The organism is Microbacterium luticellae (assembly GCF_050408645.1).
Taxonomy (GTDB): Bacteria; Actinomycetota; Actinomycetes; order Actinomycetales; family Microbacteriaceae; genus Microbacterium.
The window spans coordinates 348,296-366,930 of record NZ_JBNTKE010000003.1 but is presented as its reverse complement, the minus strand read 5'-3'; the positions used below and the strand labels follow the sequence as shown (position 1 = coordinate 366,930).

General features: G+C 62.3%; 16 protein-coding genes. 8 read left to right on the top strand and 8 right to left on the bottom strand.

Annotated features, from left to right (window positions below):
* The first annotated feature begins 26 nt into the window (after positions 1-26).
* Positions 27-1,301: a serine hydroxymethyltransferase gene (gene glyA / locus ACQUSW_RS10395; protein WP_428932222.1), complete on the top strand. Its 1,275-nt coding sequence runs from the start codon at positions 27-29 to the stop codon at positions 1,299-1,301.
* Positions 1,298-2,194: a bifunctional methylenetetrahydrofolate dehydrogenase/methenyltetrahydrofolate cyclohydrolase gene (locus ACQUSW_RS10390; protein WP_428932221.1), complete on the top strand. Its 897-nt coding sequence runs from the start codon at positions 1,298-1,300 to the stop codon at positions 2,192-2,194. The genes glyA and ACQUSW_RS10390 overlap by 4 nt, the downstream gene beginning before the upstream one ends.
* Positions 2,195-2,268: 74 nt before the next feature.
* On the opposite strand, the gene ACQUSW_RS10385 is transcribed toward ACQUSW_RS10390, so the two are convergent.
* A complete protein-coding gene (locus tag ACQUSW_RS10385) occupies positions 2,269-3,006 on the bottom strand; it encodes a DUF6882 domain-containing protein (RefSeq protein WP_428932220.1) in 738 nt (245 codons plus the stop codon).
* A gap of 144 nt (positions 3,007-3,150) precedes the next feature.
* Between ACQUSW_RS10385 and ACQUSW_RS10380 the strand changes: the two genes are divergently transcribed.
* Positions 3,151-4,509 (top strand): short-chain fatty acid transporter, encoded by a 1,359-nt coding sequence (locus ACQUSW_RS10380; protein ID WP_428932219.1) that lies wholly within the window; start codon positions 3,151-3,153, stop codon positions 4,507-4,509.
* A gap of 55 nt (positions 4,510-4,564) precedes the next feature.
* On the opposite strand, the gene ACQUSW_RS10375 is transcribed toward ACQUSW_RS10380, so the two are convergent.
* From ACQUSW_RS10375 to ACQUSW_RS10350, 6 genes are read right to left on the bottom strand one after another with little or no spacing between them, the layout of a single operon-like run.
* On the bottom strand, positions 4,565-5,353 hold the full coding sequence (locus tag ACQUSW_RS10375; RefSeq protein ID WP_428932218.1) for an HpcH/HpaI aldolase family protein: 789 nt from the start codon (positions 5,351-5,353) through the stop codon (positions 4,565-4,567).
* Positions 5,338-6,123, bottom strand: coding sequence for a 2-keto-4-pentenoate hydratase (locus ACQUSW_RS10370; protein WP_428932217.1), 786 nt, complete (start codon positions 6,121-6,123; stop codon positions 5,338-5,340). Before ACQUSW_RS10370 ends, ACQUSW_RS10375 begins: the two co-directional genes overlap by 16 nt.
* A gap of 20 nt (positions 6,124-6,143) precedes the next feature.
* Positions 6,144-7,307 (bottom strand): 3,4-dihydroxyphenylacetate 2,3-dioxygenase, encoded by a 1,164-nt coding sequence (gene hpaD / locus ACQUSW_RS10365; RefSeq protein WP_428932216.1) that lies wholly within the window; start codon positions 7,305-7,307, stop codon positions 6,144-6,146.
* A gap of 43 nt (positions 7,308-7,350) precedes the next feature.
* Positions 7,351-8,889 carry a 5-carboxymethyl-2-hydroxymuconate semialdehyde dehydrogenase gene (gene hpaE / locus ACQUSW_RS10360; protein ID WP_428932215.1) on the bottom strand — a complete coding sequence of 513 codons (1,539 nt, stop codon included), beginning with the start codon at positions 8,887-8,889 and terminating at the stop codon, positions 7,351-7,353.
* The gene (locus ACQUSW_RS10355; protein ID WP_428932214.1) at positions 8,886-9,569 is read right to left on the bottom strand and encodes a GntR family transcriptional regulator; all 684 of its coding nucleotides are present in this window, start codon (positions 9,567-9,569) and stop codon (positions 8,886-8,888) included. The genes hpaE and ACQUSW_RS10355 overlap by 4 nt, the downstream gene beginning before the upstream one ends.
* Positions 9,566-11,053 (bottom strand): fumarylacetoacetate hydrolase family protein, encoded by a 1,488-nt coding sequence (locus ACQUSW_RS10350; RefSeq protein WP_428932213.1) that lies wholly within the window; start codon positions 11,051-11,053, stop codon positions 9,566-9,568. Before ACQUSW_RS10350 ends, ACQUSW_RS10355 begins: the two co-directional genes overlap by 4 nt.
* Positions 11,054-11,175: 122 nt before the next feature.
* Here ACQUSW_RS10350 and ACQUSW_RS10345 point away from each other — a divergent pair, with 122 nt between their 5' ends.
* Complete coding sequence (locus ACQUSW_RS10345) at positions 11,176-13,053, top strand: FAD-dependent monooxygenase (RefSeq protein WP_428932212.1); 1,878 nt, start codon at positions 11,176-11,178, stop codon at positions 13,051-13,053.
* On the opposite strand, the gene ACQUSW_RS10340 is transcribed toward ACQUSW_RS10345, so the two are convergent.
* Positions 13,037-14,800, bottom strand: a complete 1,764-nt coding sequence (locus ACQUSW_RS10340; protein WP_428932211.1) for a thiamine pyrophosphate-binding protein — start codon at positions 14,798-14,800, stop codon at positions 13,037-13,039. The two genes, ACQUSW_RS10345 and ACQUSW_RS10340, sit on opposite strands and share 17 nt — an antisense overlap.
* A 287-nt stretch (positions 14,801-15,087) precedes the next feature.
* Here ACQUSW_RS10340 and ACQUSW_RS10335 point away from each other — a divergent pair, with 287 nt between their 5' ends.
* Genes ACQUSW_RS10335 through ACQUSW_RS10320 form a run of 4 tightly spaced genes read left to right on the top strand, consistent with a single transcriptional unit; the run spans position 15,088 to position 18,619 of the window.
* A complete protein-coding gene (locus ACQUSW_RS10335) occupies positions 15,088-16,068 on the top strand; it encodes an ABC transporter ATP-binding protein (protein WP_428932210.1) in 981 nt (326 codons plus the stop codon).
* Positions 16,065-16,832: an ABC transporter permease gene (locus tag ACQUSW_RS10330; RefSeq protein WP_428932209.1), complete on the top strand. Its 768-nt coding sequence runs from the start codon at positions 16,065-16,067 to the stop codon at positions 16,830-16,832. Before ACQUSW_RS10335 ends, ACQUSW_RS10330 begins: the two co-directional genes overlap by 4 nt.
* A gap of 9 nt (positions 16,833-16,841) precedes the next feature.
* Positions 16,842-17,981 (top strand): sensor histidine kinase, encoded by a 1,140-nt coding sequence (locus tag ACQUSW_RS10325; protein ID WP_428932208.1) that lies wholly within the window; start codon positions 16,842-16,844, stop codon positions 17,979-17,981.
* Positions 17,978-18,619 (top strand): response regulator, encoded by a 642-nt coding sequence (locus ACQUSW_RS10320; RefSeq protein ID WP_428932207.1) that lies wholly within the window; start codon positions 17,978-17,980, stop codon positions 18,617-18,619. Before ACQUSW_RS10325 ends, ACQUSW_RS10320 begins: the two co-directional genes overlap by 4 nt.
* The last annotated feature ends 16 nt before the right edge of the window (positions 18,620-18,635 follow it).

The window sequence follows — 18,635 nt, the reverse complement described above, 5'->3', positions numbered from 1 at the left end:
GCATCCTTAGTCATGAGGAGAACGCCATGACCGATCGTTTCTTTAACGCACCTCTGTCTGAGGTTGACCCCGAGATCGCCGAGGTATTAGAGCGCGAGCTGCAGCGGCAGCGCGGCTACCTCGAGATGATTGCATCCGAGAACTTTGTTCCTGTCTCGGTGTTGCAGTCACAGGGCTCGGTACTGACGAACAAGTACGCCGAGGGTTACCCTGGCCGCCGCTATTACGGTGGCTGCGAAGAGGTTGATGTTGCCGAATCGCTGGCTATCGAGCGTGCGAAGAGCCTGTTTGGTTCTGAATATGCCAATGTTCAGCCGCACTCGGGTGCGACAGCCAACGCCGCTGTGCTGCACGCTATCGCGCGCCCCGGAGACACCCTTCTGGGCCTTTCACTGGATCACGGTGGCCACCTGACCCACGGCATGAAGATCAACTTCTCGGGCCGCCTCTACGACATTGTGGCCTACGGAGTTAACCCAGAAACCTCGCTCGTCGACATGGACGAGGTGCGTCGCCTGGCGCACGAGCACAAGCCGAAGGTCATTATCGCGGGCTGGTCGGCGTACCCCCGCGAGCTTGATTTTGCGCAGTTCCGTGCGATTGCTGATGAGGTCGGTGCACTGCTGTGGGTCGACATGGCCCACTTTGCTGGTCTGGTTGCCGCGGGGCTGCACCCGAATCCTGTCCCCCACGCCCACGTGGTGTCGTCAACCGTGCACAAGACGATTGGTGGCCCGCGTTCGGGTTTCATTCTCACGAACGACGCCGATATTGCTAAGAAGCTGAACTCGGCAGTGTTCCCCGGCCAGCAGGGTGGCCCACTCATGCACGTGATCGCTGCGAAGGCGACGGCGTTCAAGCTGGCTGCGACCCCTGAGTTTAAGGAGCGCCAGGAACGCACCGTACGTGGTGCCGCGATTATCGCTGAGCGGTTGACGCGCGATGACGTGAAGAACGCCGGTATCGCTGTGCGTTCGGGCGGCACCGATGTGCACCTGGTGCTGGTTGACCTCCGCGACGCCGCGATCGACGGCAAACAGGCCGAAGATCTGCTGCACGAGATCCACATCACCGTCAACCGTAACGCTGTACCCAACGACCCGCGTCCGCCCATGATCACGTCGGGCCTGCGTATTGGTACCCCGGCGCTGGCTACCCGCGGTTTTGGTGACCACGAGTTCTCCGAGGTCGCCGACGTTATCGCGCTGGCTCTGCAACCGGATGCTGACGTCACCGCGTTGCGCGCTCGCGTCGATGCGCTCGCCGAGGCCTTCCCGCTCTACCCGGATCTGCAGCAGTGAGTGCTGTCGTACTCGATGGCCGACAGGCATCCGCGGCTCTCAAACAAGAGCTGGCCGAGCGTATCGCCGCGCTAAAAGAGCGAGGCATTGTGCCCGGTATTGCCACAGTGCTGGTGGGAGCAGACCCTGCTTCGCAGCTGTATGTGGGTATGAAGCACAGGCAGTCCGAGGCAATCGGGATGAACTCGATCCAGCGCGAACTGCCCGCCGATGCCACGCAGCAGCAGGTAGAAGATCTGCTCGACGAGCTGAATGCCGACCCGAGCTGTCACGGCTATATTGTGCAGCTGCCGCTGCCGAAACATCTCGACACGGATCGGATTCTTGAGCGCATCGATCCGGCAAAAGATGCGGATGGCCTGCACCCGACTAACCTCGGCAGGCTCGTGCTCAACGTTAATGAGCCGATGACCACTCCTCTGCCGTGCACACCTCGCGGTGTGATTGAGCTGTTGCAGCGCAACGGTTACGACCTGCAGGGCAAGCATGTTGTTGTTGTTGGGCGTGGGGTCACCATCGGGCGGTCTATTGGCCTGCTGCTTACGCGCCGCGACATTAACGCGACCGTCACGCTCACGCACACCGGTACGGTTGACCTGTCACGGCACCTGCGCGAGGCCGATGTTATTGTTGCCGCGGCCGGCGTGAAGCACCTTGTTCAGGCGGCCGATGTAAAGCCCGGCGCTGCCGTGCTCGACGTCGGTGTGACGCGCGAAACGGATCCTGACACGGGCAAGGCGATTGTGTTGGGCGACGTGCATCCGGATGTCGCACAGGTGGCGGGTTTTGTTTCACCCAATCCGGGTGGGGTCGGCCCTATGACAGTGGCACTGCTGATGACGAATGTGGTCGAAGCAGCCGAACGAGTGGCCTCTGCTGCTGACGATGCGTAAGAGCTGATCGTAGCCAAACAATGGCGCGCGGTTCCCTGAGGGCCGCGCGCCATTGTTTTTGTCGAGATGGGCGATTAATACTGCGCGGCTGCACCGCCGAGGTTACTGTCAATGCCGCTGATGCGTGCGTGCTCATCGAAACGGATTGTTGCCGAACCGCTGTGGTCGCTGACCGTCGCACCGGAGTACTGCTCGTCAGCCCACTGCATCTGCCACGAGGCGAGGCGTGCGAGGTCCCAGACGCTCGTGCGCGGGTCACTCGGGGTGGTTTGGCCGAGCACGCGAGGCAAAAGCGTTACCGCGTCGGCGACCGTGAGCGGGTGAACGATACCGTCAAGCACAAAGACAGCCCGGGTTCCGCCGCCTGCCGGGGCAGAGTAATAGGGTGAGCGGCCGGTGATTTCGCTGGCAACGCCACCGACCACGTGGGCGGCATCAGCAATCCAGGCCTCAAGCTGGTCGTCACTGATGTCGGCCGGGAAAGCTACCTCTTGCGTGGTCAACGCCTCGACAGAATACGATGCACCGTAGTCGCGCAGGCCAGCAGCAACGCTGTCGGGCCCGCCCGAGGGGTGTGCCCACCCCCACAGCAGTGAGCGGGGCCCGGGAGCGATGGAGGCGATGAGGTGTGCGGCGGCAACCAGCCTGTGTTGGGGGTTGTTTTCTGCCGTAAAGGTGAGCGTGCGAGCCTGCATGTCGACGTCCCACCGGTGGGGGCCGAGGGCATCGGTGGCGGCTCGCAATTGTTCTTGGCGAAGGGCAGTAAATAGGCAGGCGCGGTCGGCCAGCGGGCGCAGTGCATCGAACGTCATGTGACCAGTCTTGACCCTGCAACGAATTTGCGCCACTTTTGCTAGCGAAACGTGCCTCTGTGCGGTTTACTCGAAGTGAATAGTCGCCCACCCGCGGCCTATTCGTGTGTTTATCGTCGTTGTTTGTAGAACAAGGGAGTTCTCATGTCGACTGCACCTCCGCGATCACGCAGTGTGATGCGACCGGTCAACCGTTTTCTTGAGCGTTGGGTGCCTTCGGCCCTCACGTTCGCCATTGTGCTGACGCTTATCGTTGCCGTACTGGCGATGACGTTGACGCAGACGAACCCCGTCGATGTTGTTAAGGGCTGGGGAGATGGGCTGGCGGGTCTACTGGCATTTATGACCCAGATGAGCCTGATTTTGCTGCTCGGGTACATGCTGGCCAATACCCGCCCCGTGCGAAAGTTGCTGGGCTGGTTAGCTCGCGTGCCATCGAGTGCAGGCTTCGCCTATGTGTTCGTTTTTCTTATCGCTGCGCTGGCGAGCCTGATTACCTGGGGTCTGGGTTTGATTGTGGGCACGTTGTTGGCGCGGGAGATTGCCGTGCAGGCCCGTGACCGCGGTATGAAAGTGCACTTTCCGTTGCTTGTTGCCGCGGGGTATTCGGGTTTTGTGGTGTGGCACATGGGGTATTCCGGTTCGGGGCCCCTGACCGCTGCGACTCCGGATTCCTTCCTCGCACCGAGCCTGAGTGGTGAGGTGCTGCCGGTATCGCAAACAATTTTTGCGTCGTGGAACATGCTGGCAGCAGTCAGTGTCATTGTTGTTGTGGCGCTCATGATGTTCCTTGTTCGACCGCGCGCGGGTGACCCTGTTATTGAGTTGCCGGGGCACGTGGGGTCGGAGGAGCACTCCGAGGCAGACGACGAGGTGGTAACACCCGCCGACCGTATCGATGCATCCCGTATTCTCACCCTCGTGCTGGGTGCCGCACTGGTCATCTATCTGGTGGTGCATTTTGTGGGCGGCGGTACTTTGACGCTCGACATTGTGAACTGGTCGTTCCTTGCCCTCATTTTGTTGCTGGTACGTAGCCCCTTTGAGCTCATCCACCTGACAAAACAGGCGGCGTCGAACGTCGGCGAGATTCTGCTGCAGTTTCCGCTCTATGCCGGAATTTTGGGCATTATGTCGTCGTCGGGCCTCATCACTCTGTTCTCCGACGCGTTTGTGGCCATCTCGACCCCCGTCACGTTCGGCATGCTGGCTTTCTTCTCGGCCGGTATTGTGAACTTCTTCGTACCCTCGGGCGGTGGCCAATTTGCCGTGCAGGGGCCCATCATGCTCGACGCTGCCCAACAGTTGGGGGTTGACTCGTCGATCGCCGTTATGGCCGTGGCCTATGGCGACCAGTGGACCAACATGATTCAGCCGTTCTGGGCACTGCCGGTGCTGGCGATTGCGGGCCTAAAAATGCGAGACATACTCGGCTATACCTTCGTCACCCTGCTGGGCTCGGGCGTCGTTATGGCGCTGGCACTGCTGCTCGTAAGCATGTAGGTGCCGGATGCCGGGGCCACGCGTGACAGCGGCCGGCTCCGGCATCCGCTCGCAGCTACCCCCAGCGGGCAGCGAGTTGTTCGGTGCCGCGGGCAAGAATGGTGACATCGGCGCTGGCAGAGACGAACGCGACGCCCGCGTCGCGGTATTGTTGCGCAGCATCCGGGTCGAAAGCATTGATGCCTACGGGAGTGCCAGTTGCCTGCACGTGGGTGATGACGGTCGATACGGCGGCGACAACGTCGGGGTGACGCTGCTGACCAGGAAGCCCCAGTGAGGCGGCGAGGTCGGCGGGGCCAATGAGTACCGCGTCGACGCCATCGACCGCCGCGATCTCGGCCGCATGAGCGACGGCCTGGCGGGTTTCGATCTGCACGGTAACACTCACGTGCTGGTCTCCTGTGGCCACATAGTCGGCGATGCGTCCCCAGCGGCCACTGCGGGCAAGGGCAGACCCAACACCGCGAATGCCGTCGGGCGGGTAGCGTACGGCGGCAACGGCTGCGCGGGCCTGCTCGGGAGTGTCGATCATGGGCACAAGAATGTTGACAGCGCCGGTGTCGAGCACCTGCTTGATGACCGCTGGGTCGTGCGAGGGCACCCGCACAATGGTCGTGACAGGATAAGCGGCAATAGCCTGCAGCTGGCTTTGCACGAGTGGCAGCGTGTTGGGTGCGTGTTCCATGTCAATCAGCAGCAGATCAACACCGGAACCCGCCGCGATCTCGGCGACGAGAGGCGAGCCCGTGCACAGCCACAGGCCAACAAGCGCCTTATCCCGGCGGGCGAGATGGTCACGCAGGGTGTCGACCAGCTGCAGATTGCGGTCTACGTGAACTGACATGTGATGGTTCCTAACTCGCGATAGTCACACACGACGGTGTCGCCGCGTTCAATCCACACCGGCCGCGTAAATGAACCAGCCAAAATAATGTGTCCTGCCTGCAGGCTTTCGCCGTGCTGGTGCAGTTTATTGGCCAGCCACGCGACGCCCCGCACAGGGTGGCCGAGCACACCGGCTGCCACACCGGTTTCTTCCACGACGCCGTTGCGTTCGAGCACCCCTGGCACCCACCGCACGTCGATTTCGTCGAGGTGGCGACGGGTATCCCCGAGCACCATGGCGCCGTAGGCGGCGTTATCGGCAATCGTGTCGACAATCGTGCGTCCTTCGAGCTCGACGTGGGCATTGAGTACCTCGAGCGCCGGCACAACATGGTCGATAGCGTCTATGGCTTCTTCGAGCGTGCAGTCGGGGCCGGTGAGTGCTCGCCGCAGCACAAACGCCAGTTCTACCTCGATGCGCACGCTGGTGAATGCGTCGAAAGAAAGCGTGGCGCCGGATGCATACACAGTGTCGTCGAACATAACGCCGTAATCGGGTTCGGTGATTCCTGTGGCCTGCTGCATGGCGCGCGAGGTGAGTCCGATCTTGTGCCCGACAAGGGTGCGCCCGGCGTTCACCTGTTCATCGCGCCACAGACGCTGGATGGCGTACGAGTCGTGCACGGTCGCTTCGGGGTGCCGCGCTGTAATGCGGGGCACGGGTGTGCGAGTGTGCTGCGCCTGCGACAGTTCGGCTGCGAGGCGAGTGAGAGTGGCGGTATCAAGCATCCGGATGCACCGTGCCCTACCTAGAGTTGATGCCCGAGTTTATACTCGCCCTGCTTCCAGTCCGGAAGGGGTTCGTGCGGGTCGTCGGGGTTGGTGTACGAGAAGCCGTCGGCGCCGATAGTGGCGGCCATTTCGCTGGTGTCGGTGCGGGCGATAATCGGTTGCGGGTTGCCGTCGAGATCGAGCACGGGCGAGGCCTCGGTGTACCACGAGGGTACGACGGGGTTGCCCCACCAGTCACGGCGTTGGTTATCGTGCACGTTCCAGGTGACGACCGGGTTGTCGGGGTCGCCTGTGTAGTAATCCTGCGTATAGATTTCTACCCGGTGACCATCAGGGTCGCGCAGATAGAGGTAAAACGCATTCGAAACCCCGTGGCGGCCAGGCCCGCGTTCAATGGAGTCGGAGCGTCGCAGGGCACCCAAGCGGTCGCAGATGGCGAGAATATTGTGCTTCTCGTGCGTAGAAAATGCCACATGATGCATGCGCGGTCCATCACCGCCGGTTGTGGCTGTGTCATGCACGGTGGGTTTGCGGCGCATCCACGCAGCGTAGACGGTGCCGGAGTCGTCTTGAATGTCTTCTGTCACCCGAAAGCCCAGGTCTTGATAGTGGCGCACGGCGCGCGGAACATCAGGGGTCATCTGGTTAAAGTGATCCAGCCGCACCAGCTGGCCCGGCACATGCAGGTCGTACCGCCACGCTAAGCGTTCCACGTGTTCTGCTTCATAGAAGAACTCGTAGGGAAAACCGAGGGGGTCTTCGACCCGCACTGTATCGCCCATACCCCGGACAAAACCGTGCCGGTTGCGCTGCACGCGGCATCCGAGTTCGCCATAGAACGATTCGACACGGTCGAGGTCATCGGGCGTGCGCACACGGTAGGTGAAAGCAGCAACCGCGGCAAAGGGCCCTTGACGGAGCACAAGATTGTGGTGCAAAAATTCTTCTGATGTACGCAGATAGATAGCTTCGCCGTCTTCGGCCGTGACAAACAGCCCCAGCACGTCGACATAGAATTCTCGCGATGCCGCCAGATCCGTGACGATCAGCTCCATCGAGACGCAACGCACAATATCGGGCGGCGAAACGCGGGGAGTGGGTACTGGATTATCGGTGTGGATGGGGGCTTCTTGAGAGACGGTGAAGCCCGAAGACTGGGGTGTTCGTGAGTGCGGGGTCATAGCAGCGTCCTTGCTGAGTGGCCAGAGTTAGCGGGAGACAGATTTATCGCGGATCAGGGTCGTCGAGCTCGGTGGCCGACGGCTCTTCGTGTTTACCGAAGGTGGGGTTGTGGGGTTCGCCCAGCGTGACGTGTACCGCCTGCTGGTCGGTATAGAAATCGATCGAGCGATAGCCACCCTCGTGCCCGAGACCCGAAGCCTTCACCCCACCAAAGGGCGTGCGCAGGTCGCGCACGTTATTGGAATTCAGCCACACCATCCCGGCGTCAATAGCCTGGGCAAAGTTGTGGCCACGCCGCAGGTCGCTCGTCCACACATAGGCGGCTAGACCGTAGGCCGTGTTGTTCGCCAGTTGCAGTGCTTCGGCGTCGGTGTCGAAGGGCGCGAGGGCAACAACGGGGCCAAAGATTTCTTCTTGAAAAATGCGGGCGTCGGGCGCGACATCGGCAAAGACGGTGGGCAGCACATAGTTGCCCTCCGAGTACCATTCAGGCCTGCCGCCACCGGCCACCAGGCGCGCTTCTTGCTTGCCAATTTCGATGTAGCTCATGACTTTTGCGTCGTGCTCGGGGTGCACGAGCGTGCCGACCTCGGTGGCTGGGTCGTGCGGATGACCCACGCGTACGCGGCGCGCCTGGGCTGCGAAACGCTCGACGAACTCGTCGTAGATCGAGCGCTCGATCAGCACTCGGCTTCCGGCGGTGCAGCGCTCGCCGTTGAGCGAAAAGACACCAAAAATACAGGCATCGATAGCGGTGTCGAGGTCGGCGTCGGCGAAAACAATCGCGGGGCTCTTGCCGCCCAGTTCCATGGACAGGCCCTTCAAATGCGGGGCCGCGTTGGCAAAGATGAGCGAGCCGGTGGCGCTTTCTCCCGTAAAAGAAATGAGCGGGACATCCGGATGCTTCACCAGAGCATCTCCGGCTGTCTCGCCGTAACCATGCACGAGGTTAAAGACTCCGCGCGGAAGACCAGCCTCGTCAAAAATGCCTGCCCACAGCGAAGCTGACAGCGGCGTAAACTCGGCTGGTTTGAGAACGACCGTGTTACCAGTGGCAAGCGCAGGAGCCAGCTTCCATGACTCGAGCATGAACGGGGTGTTCCACGGTGTGATGAGCCCGGCAACACCCTTCGGTTTACGGTTGACATAGTTGATCTGGCGGCCGGGCACTTTAAACGCGTCGTCCATCTGCGCCACGATCAGGTCGGCAAAGAACCGAAAGTTTTCGGCAGCCCGCCGGGCTTGACCGAGTGCCTGCGTGATAGGAAGCCCCGAGTCAAAAGATTCCAGTTCAGCCAGCCGCGCATCGCGTGACTCAACAATGTCGGCGATGCGGTGCAAAATACGTGAGCGCTCGCGGGGTAGCATCCGGGGCCAGGGTCCGTCGGTAAATGCGGTGCGGGCAGCGGCGACCGCGCGGTCGATGTCTTTATTGTTTCCGGATGCCGCGCGAATGTACGCCGTGTTGGTGGCGGGGTTGAGCACGTCGAATGTTTCGCCGTCGACCGAGTCGACGTTTTCGCCGTTGATGTAGTGCTGAATCTTTTCCGGCAAGTCGGCCGGTGTGTAGGGCTGGTTCATAGTTGTCCTTCCACGGCAATGTGGGGTGTGTGACGAGAGGCTAAGAGGGCGTCGCGGGTGCGCCAGCGGTGGTTGCGTGCGGCCTGCTCGATATCGCTGGCCGGGGCGCCCTCGCGTATGAGGCGCAAAATTTCGGTGTGTTCGTGCACAGAGTGTTCGGCTCGGCCAGGAACATACGCAAAAGAGGAGTCGCGGATGCCGGCGAGTCGCGCCCATCCGCGGTGCACCAGGTCGAGCAGGTCGGGGTTCGGGCACGGTTCGAAAAGAATCGAGTGAAACTGTCGGTTGAGGGTGGTAAAAGCGTGCGCGTCGAAGTGGTCGAGCAGCGCCAGCAGCTGATTGTTGATGGCCTGTGCGCGCTCAAGATCGGCGGACGCAAGAAGTGGCGCAGACAGGGCTGTTGCCGCCCCTTCAACAATGCCGAGGGTTTGCATGGCGTGGGCGTAGGCCGATTCGTCGATGAGGGTAACGCGGGCGCCAACGTTGCGTTCGAACGTGACGAGCCCCTCGGCCTCGAGCCGGCGGATCGCTTCGCGCACGGGCACAACGCTCATGTCTAGCTCTTCGGCGAGCGCTCCGAGCACGAGCCGGTAGCCGGGCCCGAACTGGCGCGAAACAATGCGCTGGTGCAGCCAGCTGTAGGCGTGCTCCGATTTACTGCCCCGGATGGCGGTGGTCATGGTCGTTCGCGCGCCTCAAACTTGGTGCGCCACTCGGTGTTCATGGGAAAGAGGCCGTCGACGGGGTGCCCGGCGGCTACCTGTTCGGCGATCCACTCGTCTTCTTCTTCTTGCGCGAGGGTGGCGTCGGCTACCTCTGCGGCGATGGCGGGGGGTAGAACGATGGCGCCATCGCTGTCGGCAACAATGATGTCGCCGGGCTGTATCGTGGCACCGCCACAGGCGATCGTCACGTCGTGCTCCCAGGGCACATGCTTACGGCCGAGCACCGAGGGGTGTGCACCGCGCGAGAACACGGGGAGGCCGAGTTCGGCCACGGTGGCGTAGTCGCGTACGCCGCCGTCGGTGACGACACCGGCGGCACCGCGCACGAGGGCGCGCTGCGCGAGAATATCGCCGAGGGTTCCGGTCTCGTTGTCGCCGCGGGCTTCTATGACGATGATGTCGCCGGTGTGTACCGAGTCAAAGAGTTGTTTTTGGGCGTTGTAGCCGCCGCCGTGGCTGGAGAAGAGGTCTTCGCGCAGCGGTACGAGTCGCAGTGTGCGGGCTGTGCCAACGATGCGGGCGTCGGCAATGTTAGCGCTGACACCGTCGATAAAACACGAGAGGATGCCGCGCTTGCGGAGTTGGCTAGAAAGCCCCGCGGTGGGGGCGCGGAGTAGCTTTTCGCGCAGGGTGTCAGACAGTGCCGACTCTGCCGGTGCTTCTGGCTCTGCTGGCTCTGCTGGTTCTGATGGGGCGAGCCCTGCTTCTTCGGCCGACCCCCAGGCTTCTATGCGCTGGTGGTCGTCAACGGCGGGTAGCGAGCCGAGACCGGGGTTGAATGCGGTGGTGCCTTCGACGACGGTGGTGATGAGGCGTCCGGAAGACGGCGCCCCCGCGGCATCCGGAGCATCGACTTCGACCTCGACCACATCGCCAGGAACAATCACCGACGACCCGGCCGGCGTGCCGGTCAGAATGACATCGCCGGGTTCGAGGGTGAGGTGCTGCGAGAGGTCGGCGACGACTTGGGGGAGTGAAAACAGGAGCGCTGCCGTGGTGTCTTCTTGACGCAGTTGGCCATTCACCCAGGTGCGCACGCGCAGTGCGGCGGGGTCGAGACGCGCGGCATCGATGAGTTCGGGGCCCAGGGGCGTATAGCCGTCACCGCCTTTGGAGCGCACATTGGAACCCTTGTCGTTGGCGCGCAGATCGTACAGGCCCAGGTCGTTGGCGGCTGTGACCGCGGCAACGTGGTTCCATGCGCTGTCGAGGCTCACGTGGCGGGCGGGTTCGCCGATGATGAGCGCGATTTCGCCTTCAAAGGCGAGAAGCTCGGTGCCCGCGGGGCGTTCGACCGTGGCTCCGGATGCTGCAACAGAGCTACTGGGCTTGAAGAAGTAGGAGGGTGCGGCGGGGCGACGGCCGCGCTGATCGGCGCGAGAGATGTAGCTGAGGTGCACGGCGATGATCTTGCCGGGACGGGGCAGTGGTGTGCTCACGGGCGCCTCCTTGCGCAAAACAACGGAACGAGAGGCACGGATCTTGTGCGTCGTATTCGAAATCGTATATGATCGGCCTCACTCGGGCAAGTACTCAACGGTGAGCGCGGAAGGACACGAGCATGCAGTTTCATCACCACGGATATGTGTCGCAGGATCCCCGTATTGCACCGGCTGAAGGCACGGGGATTGACCGGCCTGGCGACCTCCCCGACGAAGTCGACGTGCTCATCGTCGGTTCGGGCCCCGCTGGAATGCTGCTGGCCGCCCAACTCGCGCAGTACCCGAGTGTCACGACCCGCATTATTGAGCAGCGCGAAGGGCGTCTCGCTCTCGGACAGGCCGACGGCATTCAACCGCGCAGCGTCGAAACCTTTCAGGCCTTCGGTTTTGCAGAAAGAATCATCGCCGAGGCGTACAACATCGGGTGGATGAACTTTTGGGCACCCGACCCCGCAGCGCCCGACCGTATTGTGCGCACGAGCCGCACAGAAGACTACGGCTACAAAATCTGCGAGTTTCCGCACCTCATCGTCAACCAGGCCCGTGTGCTCGACTACTTTGCCGAAGCCGCACACCACGGCCCGGCGCGCATCACTCCCGACTATGGAGTTGAGTTCGTGTCGTTGACCGTGCACGACGATGGCCCGTACCCCGTTGAGGTTACTGTGCGCTACACCGCGGGCGACAGGGCAGGGCTTGAGCGCAGCATCCGGTGTGCCTATGTTGCCGGATGCGACGGAGCCCGCAGTCGCGTGCGCGAGGCCATCGGCCGACACCATGTGGGTAGCTTTGCGCAGCACGCCTGGGGCGTCATGGACGTACTGGTCGACACTGATTTTCCGGACTGGCGCATCAAGTGCGCGATTAACGCCGAGGCCGGAAACATCTTGCACATTCCGCGCGAGGGCGGCTACCTCAGCCGCATGTATATCGACCTGGGCGAGGTCGCCGCCGATGACGCGCATCGTGTGCGGCAAACACCGCTCGAAGAAATAATTCGCCGCGCCAACGACATCATGCACCCCTATACCCTCTCGGTACGCCACGTAGCCTGGCACAGCGTGTACGAAGTGGGTCACCGAGTCACCGATCAGTTTGATGACTCCGACGGCGACACCCGCGAACCGCGAGTATTTCTGGCGGGCGATGCCTGCCACACGCACAGCGCCAAAGCAGGCCAGGGTATGAATGTGTCGATGCAAGACGCCTTTAACCTGGGCTGGAAACTTGGCGCCGTCATTACCGGTCAGAGCCCCGCCGAGCTTCTTCGCACCTACTCGAGCGAGCGGCAGCCCGTGGCGCAGCAGCTCATTGACTTCGACCGAGAATGGTCGTCTCTTATGGCCCGCAAGCCCGAAGAAATCACCGACCCGCAAGAGCTTGCCACCTACTATTTGGCCACGGCAGAGTTTCCCTCGGGTTTTGCCACGCAGTACGAGCCATCACTCATTACCGACACTGCCGAATACCAGCAGTATGCGACTGGTTTTCCCGTGGGCAAGAGGTTTCATTCGTCACCGGTCACTCGCGTGTGCGACGGCAACGTTGTGCAGCTAGGACACCATGCGCGCGCGGATGGGCGCTGGCGCATCTATGTTTTTGGGGACCGCAGCGGCGCCGTGCTGCAGCAGACAGGGGAGTGGCTGAGTAGCCCCGAATCACCCATCGCACGCTTCACACCCCGCGGTGAGTCGATCGACGCCGTATTCGACGTGAAAGCGATTCATCAGCAGTCTTTCTCCGAGATTGATCAGCTGGCCTCCCCGCCGGTTTTTCTGCCGCGCTCCGGACCCTTCGCACTGGTTGACTGGGAAAAAGTGTTTGCCGCGCCCGTGACCGTGGGGTGCCCGAGCGACATTTTTGACGAACGTGGTATCTCGCGCGATGGAGCGATTGTGGTCGTGCGCCCCGATCAGTACGTGGCGGCTGTGCTGCCGCTGCAGGCGACAGCACAGCTCGACACTTTTCTCTCGGGCGTATTCATGAATCCTGCGTGACACGCTGCTGTGCCCGCGCAGCGTTCATGGTGTTCACGTGCACAATCTCTTCTTGATACGGCGCAACAACACTGCCAGAAATGCGAAGGTCAACAACGAGAAACTTGCGATCATGAACGTCGCGTTCGCGCCACGCCTGCACGGCATCGAGGTCGTCCAGTGTGTGCACCACGATCGCTTCTGCTCCCGCTGCCCGCGCAAGACCAGCAAAATCAACCTCGGGAATACGCATGGGTTCTTGTTCGAGCCCCAGCAGACCATACAGGTGCACTTCGGCGCCGTACGCGGCGTCGTTCCACACCACCGCCATACCGCGGCCACCTGCTGTGCGGATCGCCGACTCGAGATCGGCCAGTGCCATGAGGCCACCGCCATCACCGGTTGTGAGCACAATGGTCGACTCCGGCTGGGCCCGGGCTGCTCCGACCACGCTCGGCCAGCCGAGCCCAATCGACTGAAACGCTGTGCCCACCATCATGTGTCGGTTGGGTGCTGCAACGGGCCAGTACATATTTGCCCAGCCAATAAAATGCCCGCCGTCTGAGACCACCACGCGGTCGTCGGGCAAAAGTTCGGCGAGCCGCTGGGCTGCCGCCCGCGGATCGACCCGGCCATCGGCAGCACTACCTTGCACTTGCGTATAGGTGCGGGCCGTGGCCACCTCGTGCGGTGTACGCCATCGCTGCGAGTTGCGGGCTAGCGGTGTGTGGTCGGCAGGCGATGCGTGTTCCGGATGCCGGGCAGCCAGCCGCTCCGCCGCGGCCTCGGCCACGACGCGCGCGTCGCCGCGAATAAACCCGGTCACGTGGGCGTGGGTTGCCGCCGGTGCCGTATCGACCTGAAAAAGAGCGGTGCCGGGCGCGAAGAGTTCTCCGAACCGCATCGTGAACTGGTTGAGCGAAGCCCCAAACACCACCGCGGTGTCGGCCTGACGCACCAGCTCCATCGCCCCGTGCGCACCAAAACCGCCCGCAACACCCAGGTCATAGCGGTCGTCCGCAAAAATACTGCGCCCCAGCGCCGTAGTTACTGTCAGCGCCCGCGAGAGTTCCGCGAGCCTACTCAGCGCCTCGCCGGCGTCAGCCAGCCACGCGCCCCTGCCCGCCAACAGCAGGGGTCGCTTCGCTGTTACCAACGCCTGCACCAGAGTGTCGAGCGTGGCAGAAGCATGATCAGAATCGAGACTGAGCGGTGCCGGAAGACGCAGGGGAGCGGCATCCGGAATCTCACCGGCTTCAGCCGTCGCAACATCGTAAGGAATCGCGAGCACCACAGGCACCTGATAGGTGAGTGCATGTTCGACAGCGATCGTAGTGGTCGCCGAAGCATCGCTACGGCCCACCGTATACGTGCGCACACCCACGCCCGAGGCCAACGCAATCTGATCGACATCCCACGGACGCCGCCCCGACGTCGGCTCATCACCGGTCACCAACACGAGCGGAACCCGGGCCTGTGCGGCCTCAGCGAGCGCCGTCAACGTGTTCGTAAAACCCGCACCATACGTGGTGGTAGCGGCAGCAATTTTTTGCGAAGCCCGAAAATATGCATCGGCAGCAACCACCGCACCCTGCTCATGCCGCACAGCAGTAAAAGACACGGCAGAGTCCGTGCCCGCGGCATTACCACTCAGGGCATCACGACTCAGGGCATCAAGAAAATAGGCGTTACCGTTGCCCATCACACCAAAAACCGCGTCAACATAGTGTGCAAGAGTGCGGGCAACATGAGCGGAAACAGAAGACATTGCTGTGCCTTTCGAGACAAACGGAGAAAGAAATAATCCGTATATGTCTCGCCCCACACATCACTGTGCGGGAGCTTCGTGCTCCTTTTTCGAGCACCGGCCAGGCGCGAAAAACAACCGGCCGGACGCCTCGATTGTAGCCGAGACGGGTGCGTACTTTCATTGTTGCTGACCGACCGTAGATTCCACCGCCTGCTCGCGACGACGCCTCCGACATGACACATGTCACGCGGTTTTCATGACACTGCCCTCCCGACAGAGTCGGTGAGCGCGGCAATAGTGGAATTATGAGCACCGCATCACCACACACCCGCACATCAGCGACGGCACCGCCCGCCTCGTCGCGGAGGCACGACTCCTCTGAGGCGATCAGCCTGACCGGTTTACGTAAAACCTTTGGTCGTGGCGAACACACGGTGGTTGCCGTTGACCGTATTGATCTCACGGTGGGGCGCGGCGAAATCGTTGCGCTGCTTGGGCCCAACGGGGCAGGTAAGACGACAACGCTCGACATGCTGCTGGGCTTGACAGAGCCCACAGCGGGCACGGTGAGCGTCTACGGCGAGAAACCAGCCCGGGCTTCGGCATCCGGAAACATTGCGGCCGTGCTGCAAACCGGTGGTCTGCTGGCCGACCTCTCGGTGCGCGAAACACTCGATGTGATCGCGTCGCTACATGGCCGAGCAGCGCTGTCCCGCGTGCCCGAGATCCTTGACCGCACGGGCCTGGATGCCCTCGCGCGTCGGCGTATTTCGAAGTGCTCGGGCGGTGAACAGCAGCGGGTAAAGTTTGCTCTCGCGCTGATACCCGACCCCGATACGCTCGTGCTCGACGAACCCACCGCAGGAATGGACGTGACCGCCCGGCGCCACTTTTGGGACGTCATGCGTGCCGATGCCGACGCGGGCCGCACCATCATCTTCGCCACTCACTACCTCGAAGAAGCCGAACAGTTCGCCCGCCGCACAGTCGTGATGCATCACGGCCGCATCGTGGCCGATGCTCCCACCGCACAGTTGCGCTCGGGGCTCGGAGCACGCACCCTCACCGTCACTCTTCCGGCTACCGGCGCCGCCGAGCTCGTTAACGAACTCGAAACCACCCCGGGCATTACCGACCTGCACCGTGATGCCCAGCGCCTCAGCCTGCGATCGACCGGCTCGGATGCCACAGCACAGCGGCTCCTTGCCGCAGGAGCCTACGACCTCGAAATCGTGGCACCCACCCTCGAAACAGCCTTCACCACCCTCACGAAAGACCAGTCATGAGCACCGCGCTAGGCCTCTCACCCACCATGTTGCGCATCGAGGCGCTCCGCCAAATACGCAACCCCTACACACTCACCTTCACACTCGGCATGCCCGTGGCCATGTACCTGCTCTTCGGTGCGGGCATGGACTACGGGTCGATGTCGGCTGGAAACGGCAACGTGTCGTTCTACGTGATGGTGTCGATGGCCGCGTACGGAACCGCCGTCGCCATGAGCTCACTCACCTCTCTCGCGGCATCCGAAGCGCAGCAGGGATGGGGCAGACAACTGGCCATGACACCCCTCGGCTCTGCCGGGTACGCCGCCACCAAACTCATCACCGCCATCACCTTTGCTGTCATTGCGCTCGCCGCCGTGTATCTAGCCGGGATTCTGACAGGGGCCGAAGCCACCGAGGCGTGGCGCTGGGTGGCAACCGCCGGAATCATTCTGGGTGTCGGTGTGATGTTTGGGCTGTATGGCTTGGGTGTCGGACTATTTTTTAATCCGGATGCTTCGGCCGCCCTCGCCTCGATCACACTGACCTTCTTCGCCTTTTTCGGAAACGTTTTTATGCCGCTCGACGGCGTCATGCTCGAGATTGCACGCTTTACCCCCATGTACGGTTTTGTGGCCCTTGCCCGCTGGCCGCTCACCGAGGGAGTGCTCACCACGGGGCAAACCGACAGCATGGGCGTTGTGGTGCTCAACATTGCGGCGTGGTTGGCACTGTTTGCCGTGCTGGTCGCCGTGGGAGTACGGCGCTCACGCACACGCCGATAGGGTCGAAATATGACGCAGCAGCGCGACGTTGCCGCTGGCGGTGTGCACGAGTACACCGCCAGTTCGGCATGGGACCGTTACGGCTGGGTGATGGCCGTTGTGTGGCTGGTGTTTCTCATCTATCCGCTCATGGGGCTCATTCACTCACCCGCAGCATCCGGTTGGGTGGCCGCCGGATGGGTAGGGCTGGTGGGCTTTGTCGTTATCTACGTCACCGGTTTTCTCAACGGCATGAACGGCAACGGGGGCGGGCTTACCGAACCCGTGCACCCTGTGCAGTGGTGGGCGTTTGCAGGGCTCATCGCCACAGCGCTCGTGACACTGCCTGCCGTGGGCGGAAACGCACTGAGTTTTGTACCGTTCATCTCGTCATTCGCCTCGTACGGTCTCACCCGAAAAGCGCACTGGATCACACTTATTACCGCTGTGGTGGTCACAACAGCATCGGTGCTCATGATCGACGGCTGGCTAGAATTTTTTCCGCTCATCGTCGTGATGCTGCTCATGGGCACCGTCAACACCGTCTCGACCGAACTGATTATTCGCTCGGCAGCCACAGAACAGCTCGGCCTCGAACTTGCCACCAGCCGTGGACGCGAAGCCGTAGCGCGCGATGTGCACGACCTTGTAGGGCACTCACTGACCGTCGTACGCATGAAAGCCCAGTTGGCGCTGCGGCTGATCGACAGCGACCCGGGCCGAGCCAAAAGTGAACTCGCCGACATTGAACAGCTCACCGCCGAAGCCATCTCGGGTGTGCGCGAGACCGTAGCAGGTGTGCGTGGCGCGATCCTCGCCGACGAACTCGTATCATGCCGCGATGCGCTGACCGCCGCCGGCATCACTGTCTCCGTCGACGGGCAACCCGATACGCTCTCGCCCGCGCAAGCCCTCACCGCCGGCTGGGTGCTGCGCGAAGCCACCACCAATGTGCTGCGGCACGCCCACGCCCGCCACGTATCGATAGCGGTAGCACCGGGCACATTTACCGTCACCGACGACGGCGTGGGTTTTTCTCCTGACGCAGGGTTTCGGGGCCGTGAGGGCAACGGTGTGCGGGGCATGCGCGAGCGGGCCACCATGGCCGGTGCCACCCTGCAACTGCGCGCACCGGCAAGCGGCGGAACCACCGTGGAGGTCACCTGGTGAATGCAGAACATATTCCGAGCGCAGAACACGCGCCTATTCGCCTCGTCATTGCCGACGACCAGGCGATGCTGCGCGGTGCGCTGGTCGCCCTGCTTGAGCTGGAGGGCGACCTGGTTGTTGTCGGCGAAGCAGCCGATGGAAACGAGGCGATGGAGGTGGTGCGTAACACGCAGCCTGATGTGTGCCTCATGGATATCCAAATGCCCGATATGGACGGCATTGCGGCCACCGAACGGTTACGGCAGCAGCATCCGGCAACACGAGTGTTGATCGTGACCACCTTTGCGCGGCCCGGATATGTGCGGGCAGCGCTCGATGCCGGGGCATCCGGTTTTGTTGTGAAAGATACGCCTGCGCAGCAACTGGCCGATGCGGTGCGGCGCGTGCATGCCGGGTTACGCGTTGTCGACCCGGCGTTGGCCGAGGCGAGCCTCTTTGATGGCGCAAACCCCCTCAGCGACCGAGAACAGCAAATTCTTCGACTCGCCGCCGATGGCCGCAGTGCCGCAGCGATCGCAGCAGAAGTGTTTCTCTCGGCCGGAACCGTGCGCAACAACCTGTCGGCGGCCATCGGCAAGGTCGGGGCGCGTAACCGTGCCCAGGCCATAAAGATTGCGCAAGACAAAGGATGGCTGTGATCCGGGAGACAATAGG

Bases quoted from the DNA above. Each gene is read 5' to 3' on its own strand.
- ACQUSW_RS10335 (WP_428932210.1), top strand. From the start codon at position 15,088: ATGAGCACCGCATCACCACACACCCGCACATCAGCGACGGCACCGCCC.
- ACQUSW_RS10330 (WP_428932209.1), top strand. From the start codon at position 16,065: ATGAGCACCGCGCTAGGCCTCTCACCCACCATGTTGCGCATCGAGGCG.
- ACQUSW_RS10325 (WP_428932208.1), top strand. From the start codon at position 16,842: ATGACGCAGCAGCGCGACGTTGCCGCTGGCGGTGTGCACGAGTACACC.
- ACQUSW_RS10370 (WP_428932217.1), bottom strand. From the start codon at position 6,123: ATGCTTGATACCGCCACTCTCACTCGCCTCGCAGCCGAACTGTCGCAG.
- ACQUSW_RS10380 (WP_428932219.1), top strand. From the start codon at position 3,151: ATGTCGACTGCACCTCCGCGATCACGCAGTGTGATGCGACCGGTCAAC.
- hpaE (WP_428932215.1), bottom strand. From the start codon at position 8,889: ATGAACCAGCCCTACACACCGGCCGACTTGCCGGAAAAGATTCAGCAC.
- glyA (WP_428932222.1), top strand. From the start codon at position 27: ATGACCGATCGTTTCTTTAACGCACCTCTGTCTGAGGTTGACCCCGAG.
- ACQUSW_RS10375 (WP_428932218.1), bottom strand. From the start codon at position 5,353: ATGTCAGTTCACGTAGACCGCAATCTGCAGCTGGTCGACACCCTGCGT.
- ACQUSW_RS10340 (WP_428932211.1), bottom strand. From the start codon at position 14,800: ATGTCTTCTGTTTCCGCTCATGTTGCCCGCACTCTTGCACACTATGTT.
- hpaD (WP_428932216.1), bottom strand. From the start codon at position 7,307: ATGACCCCGCACTCACGAACACCCCAGTCTTCGGGCTTCACCGTCTCT.
- ACQUSW_RS10345 (WP_428932212.1), top strand. From the start codon at position 11,176: ATGCAGTTTCATCACCACGGATATGTGTCGCAGGATCCCCGTATTGCA.
- ACQUSW_RS10385 (WP_428932220.1), bottom strand. From the start codon at position 3,006: ATGACGTTCGATGCACTGCGCCCGCTGGCCGACCGCGCCTGCCTATTT.
- ACQUSW_RS10355 (WP_428932214.1), bottom strand. From the start codon at position 9,569: ATGACCACCGCCATCCGGGGCAGTAAATCGGAGCACGCCTACAGCTGG.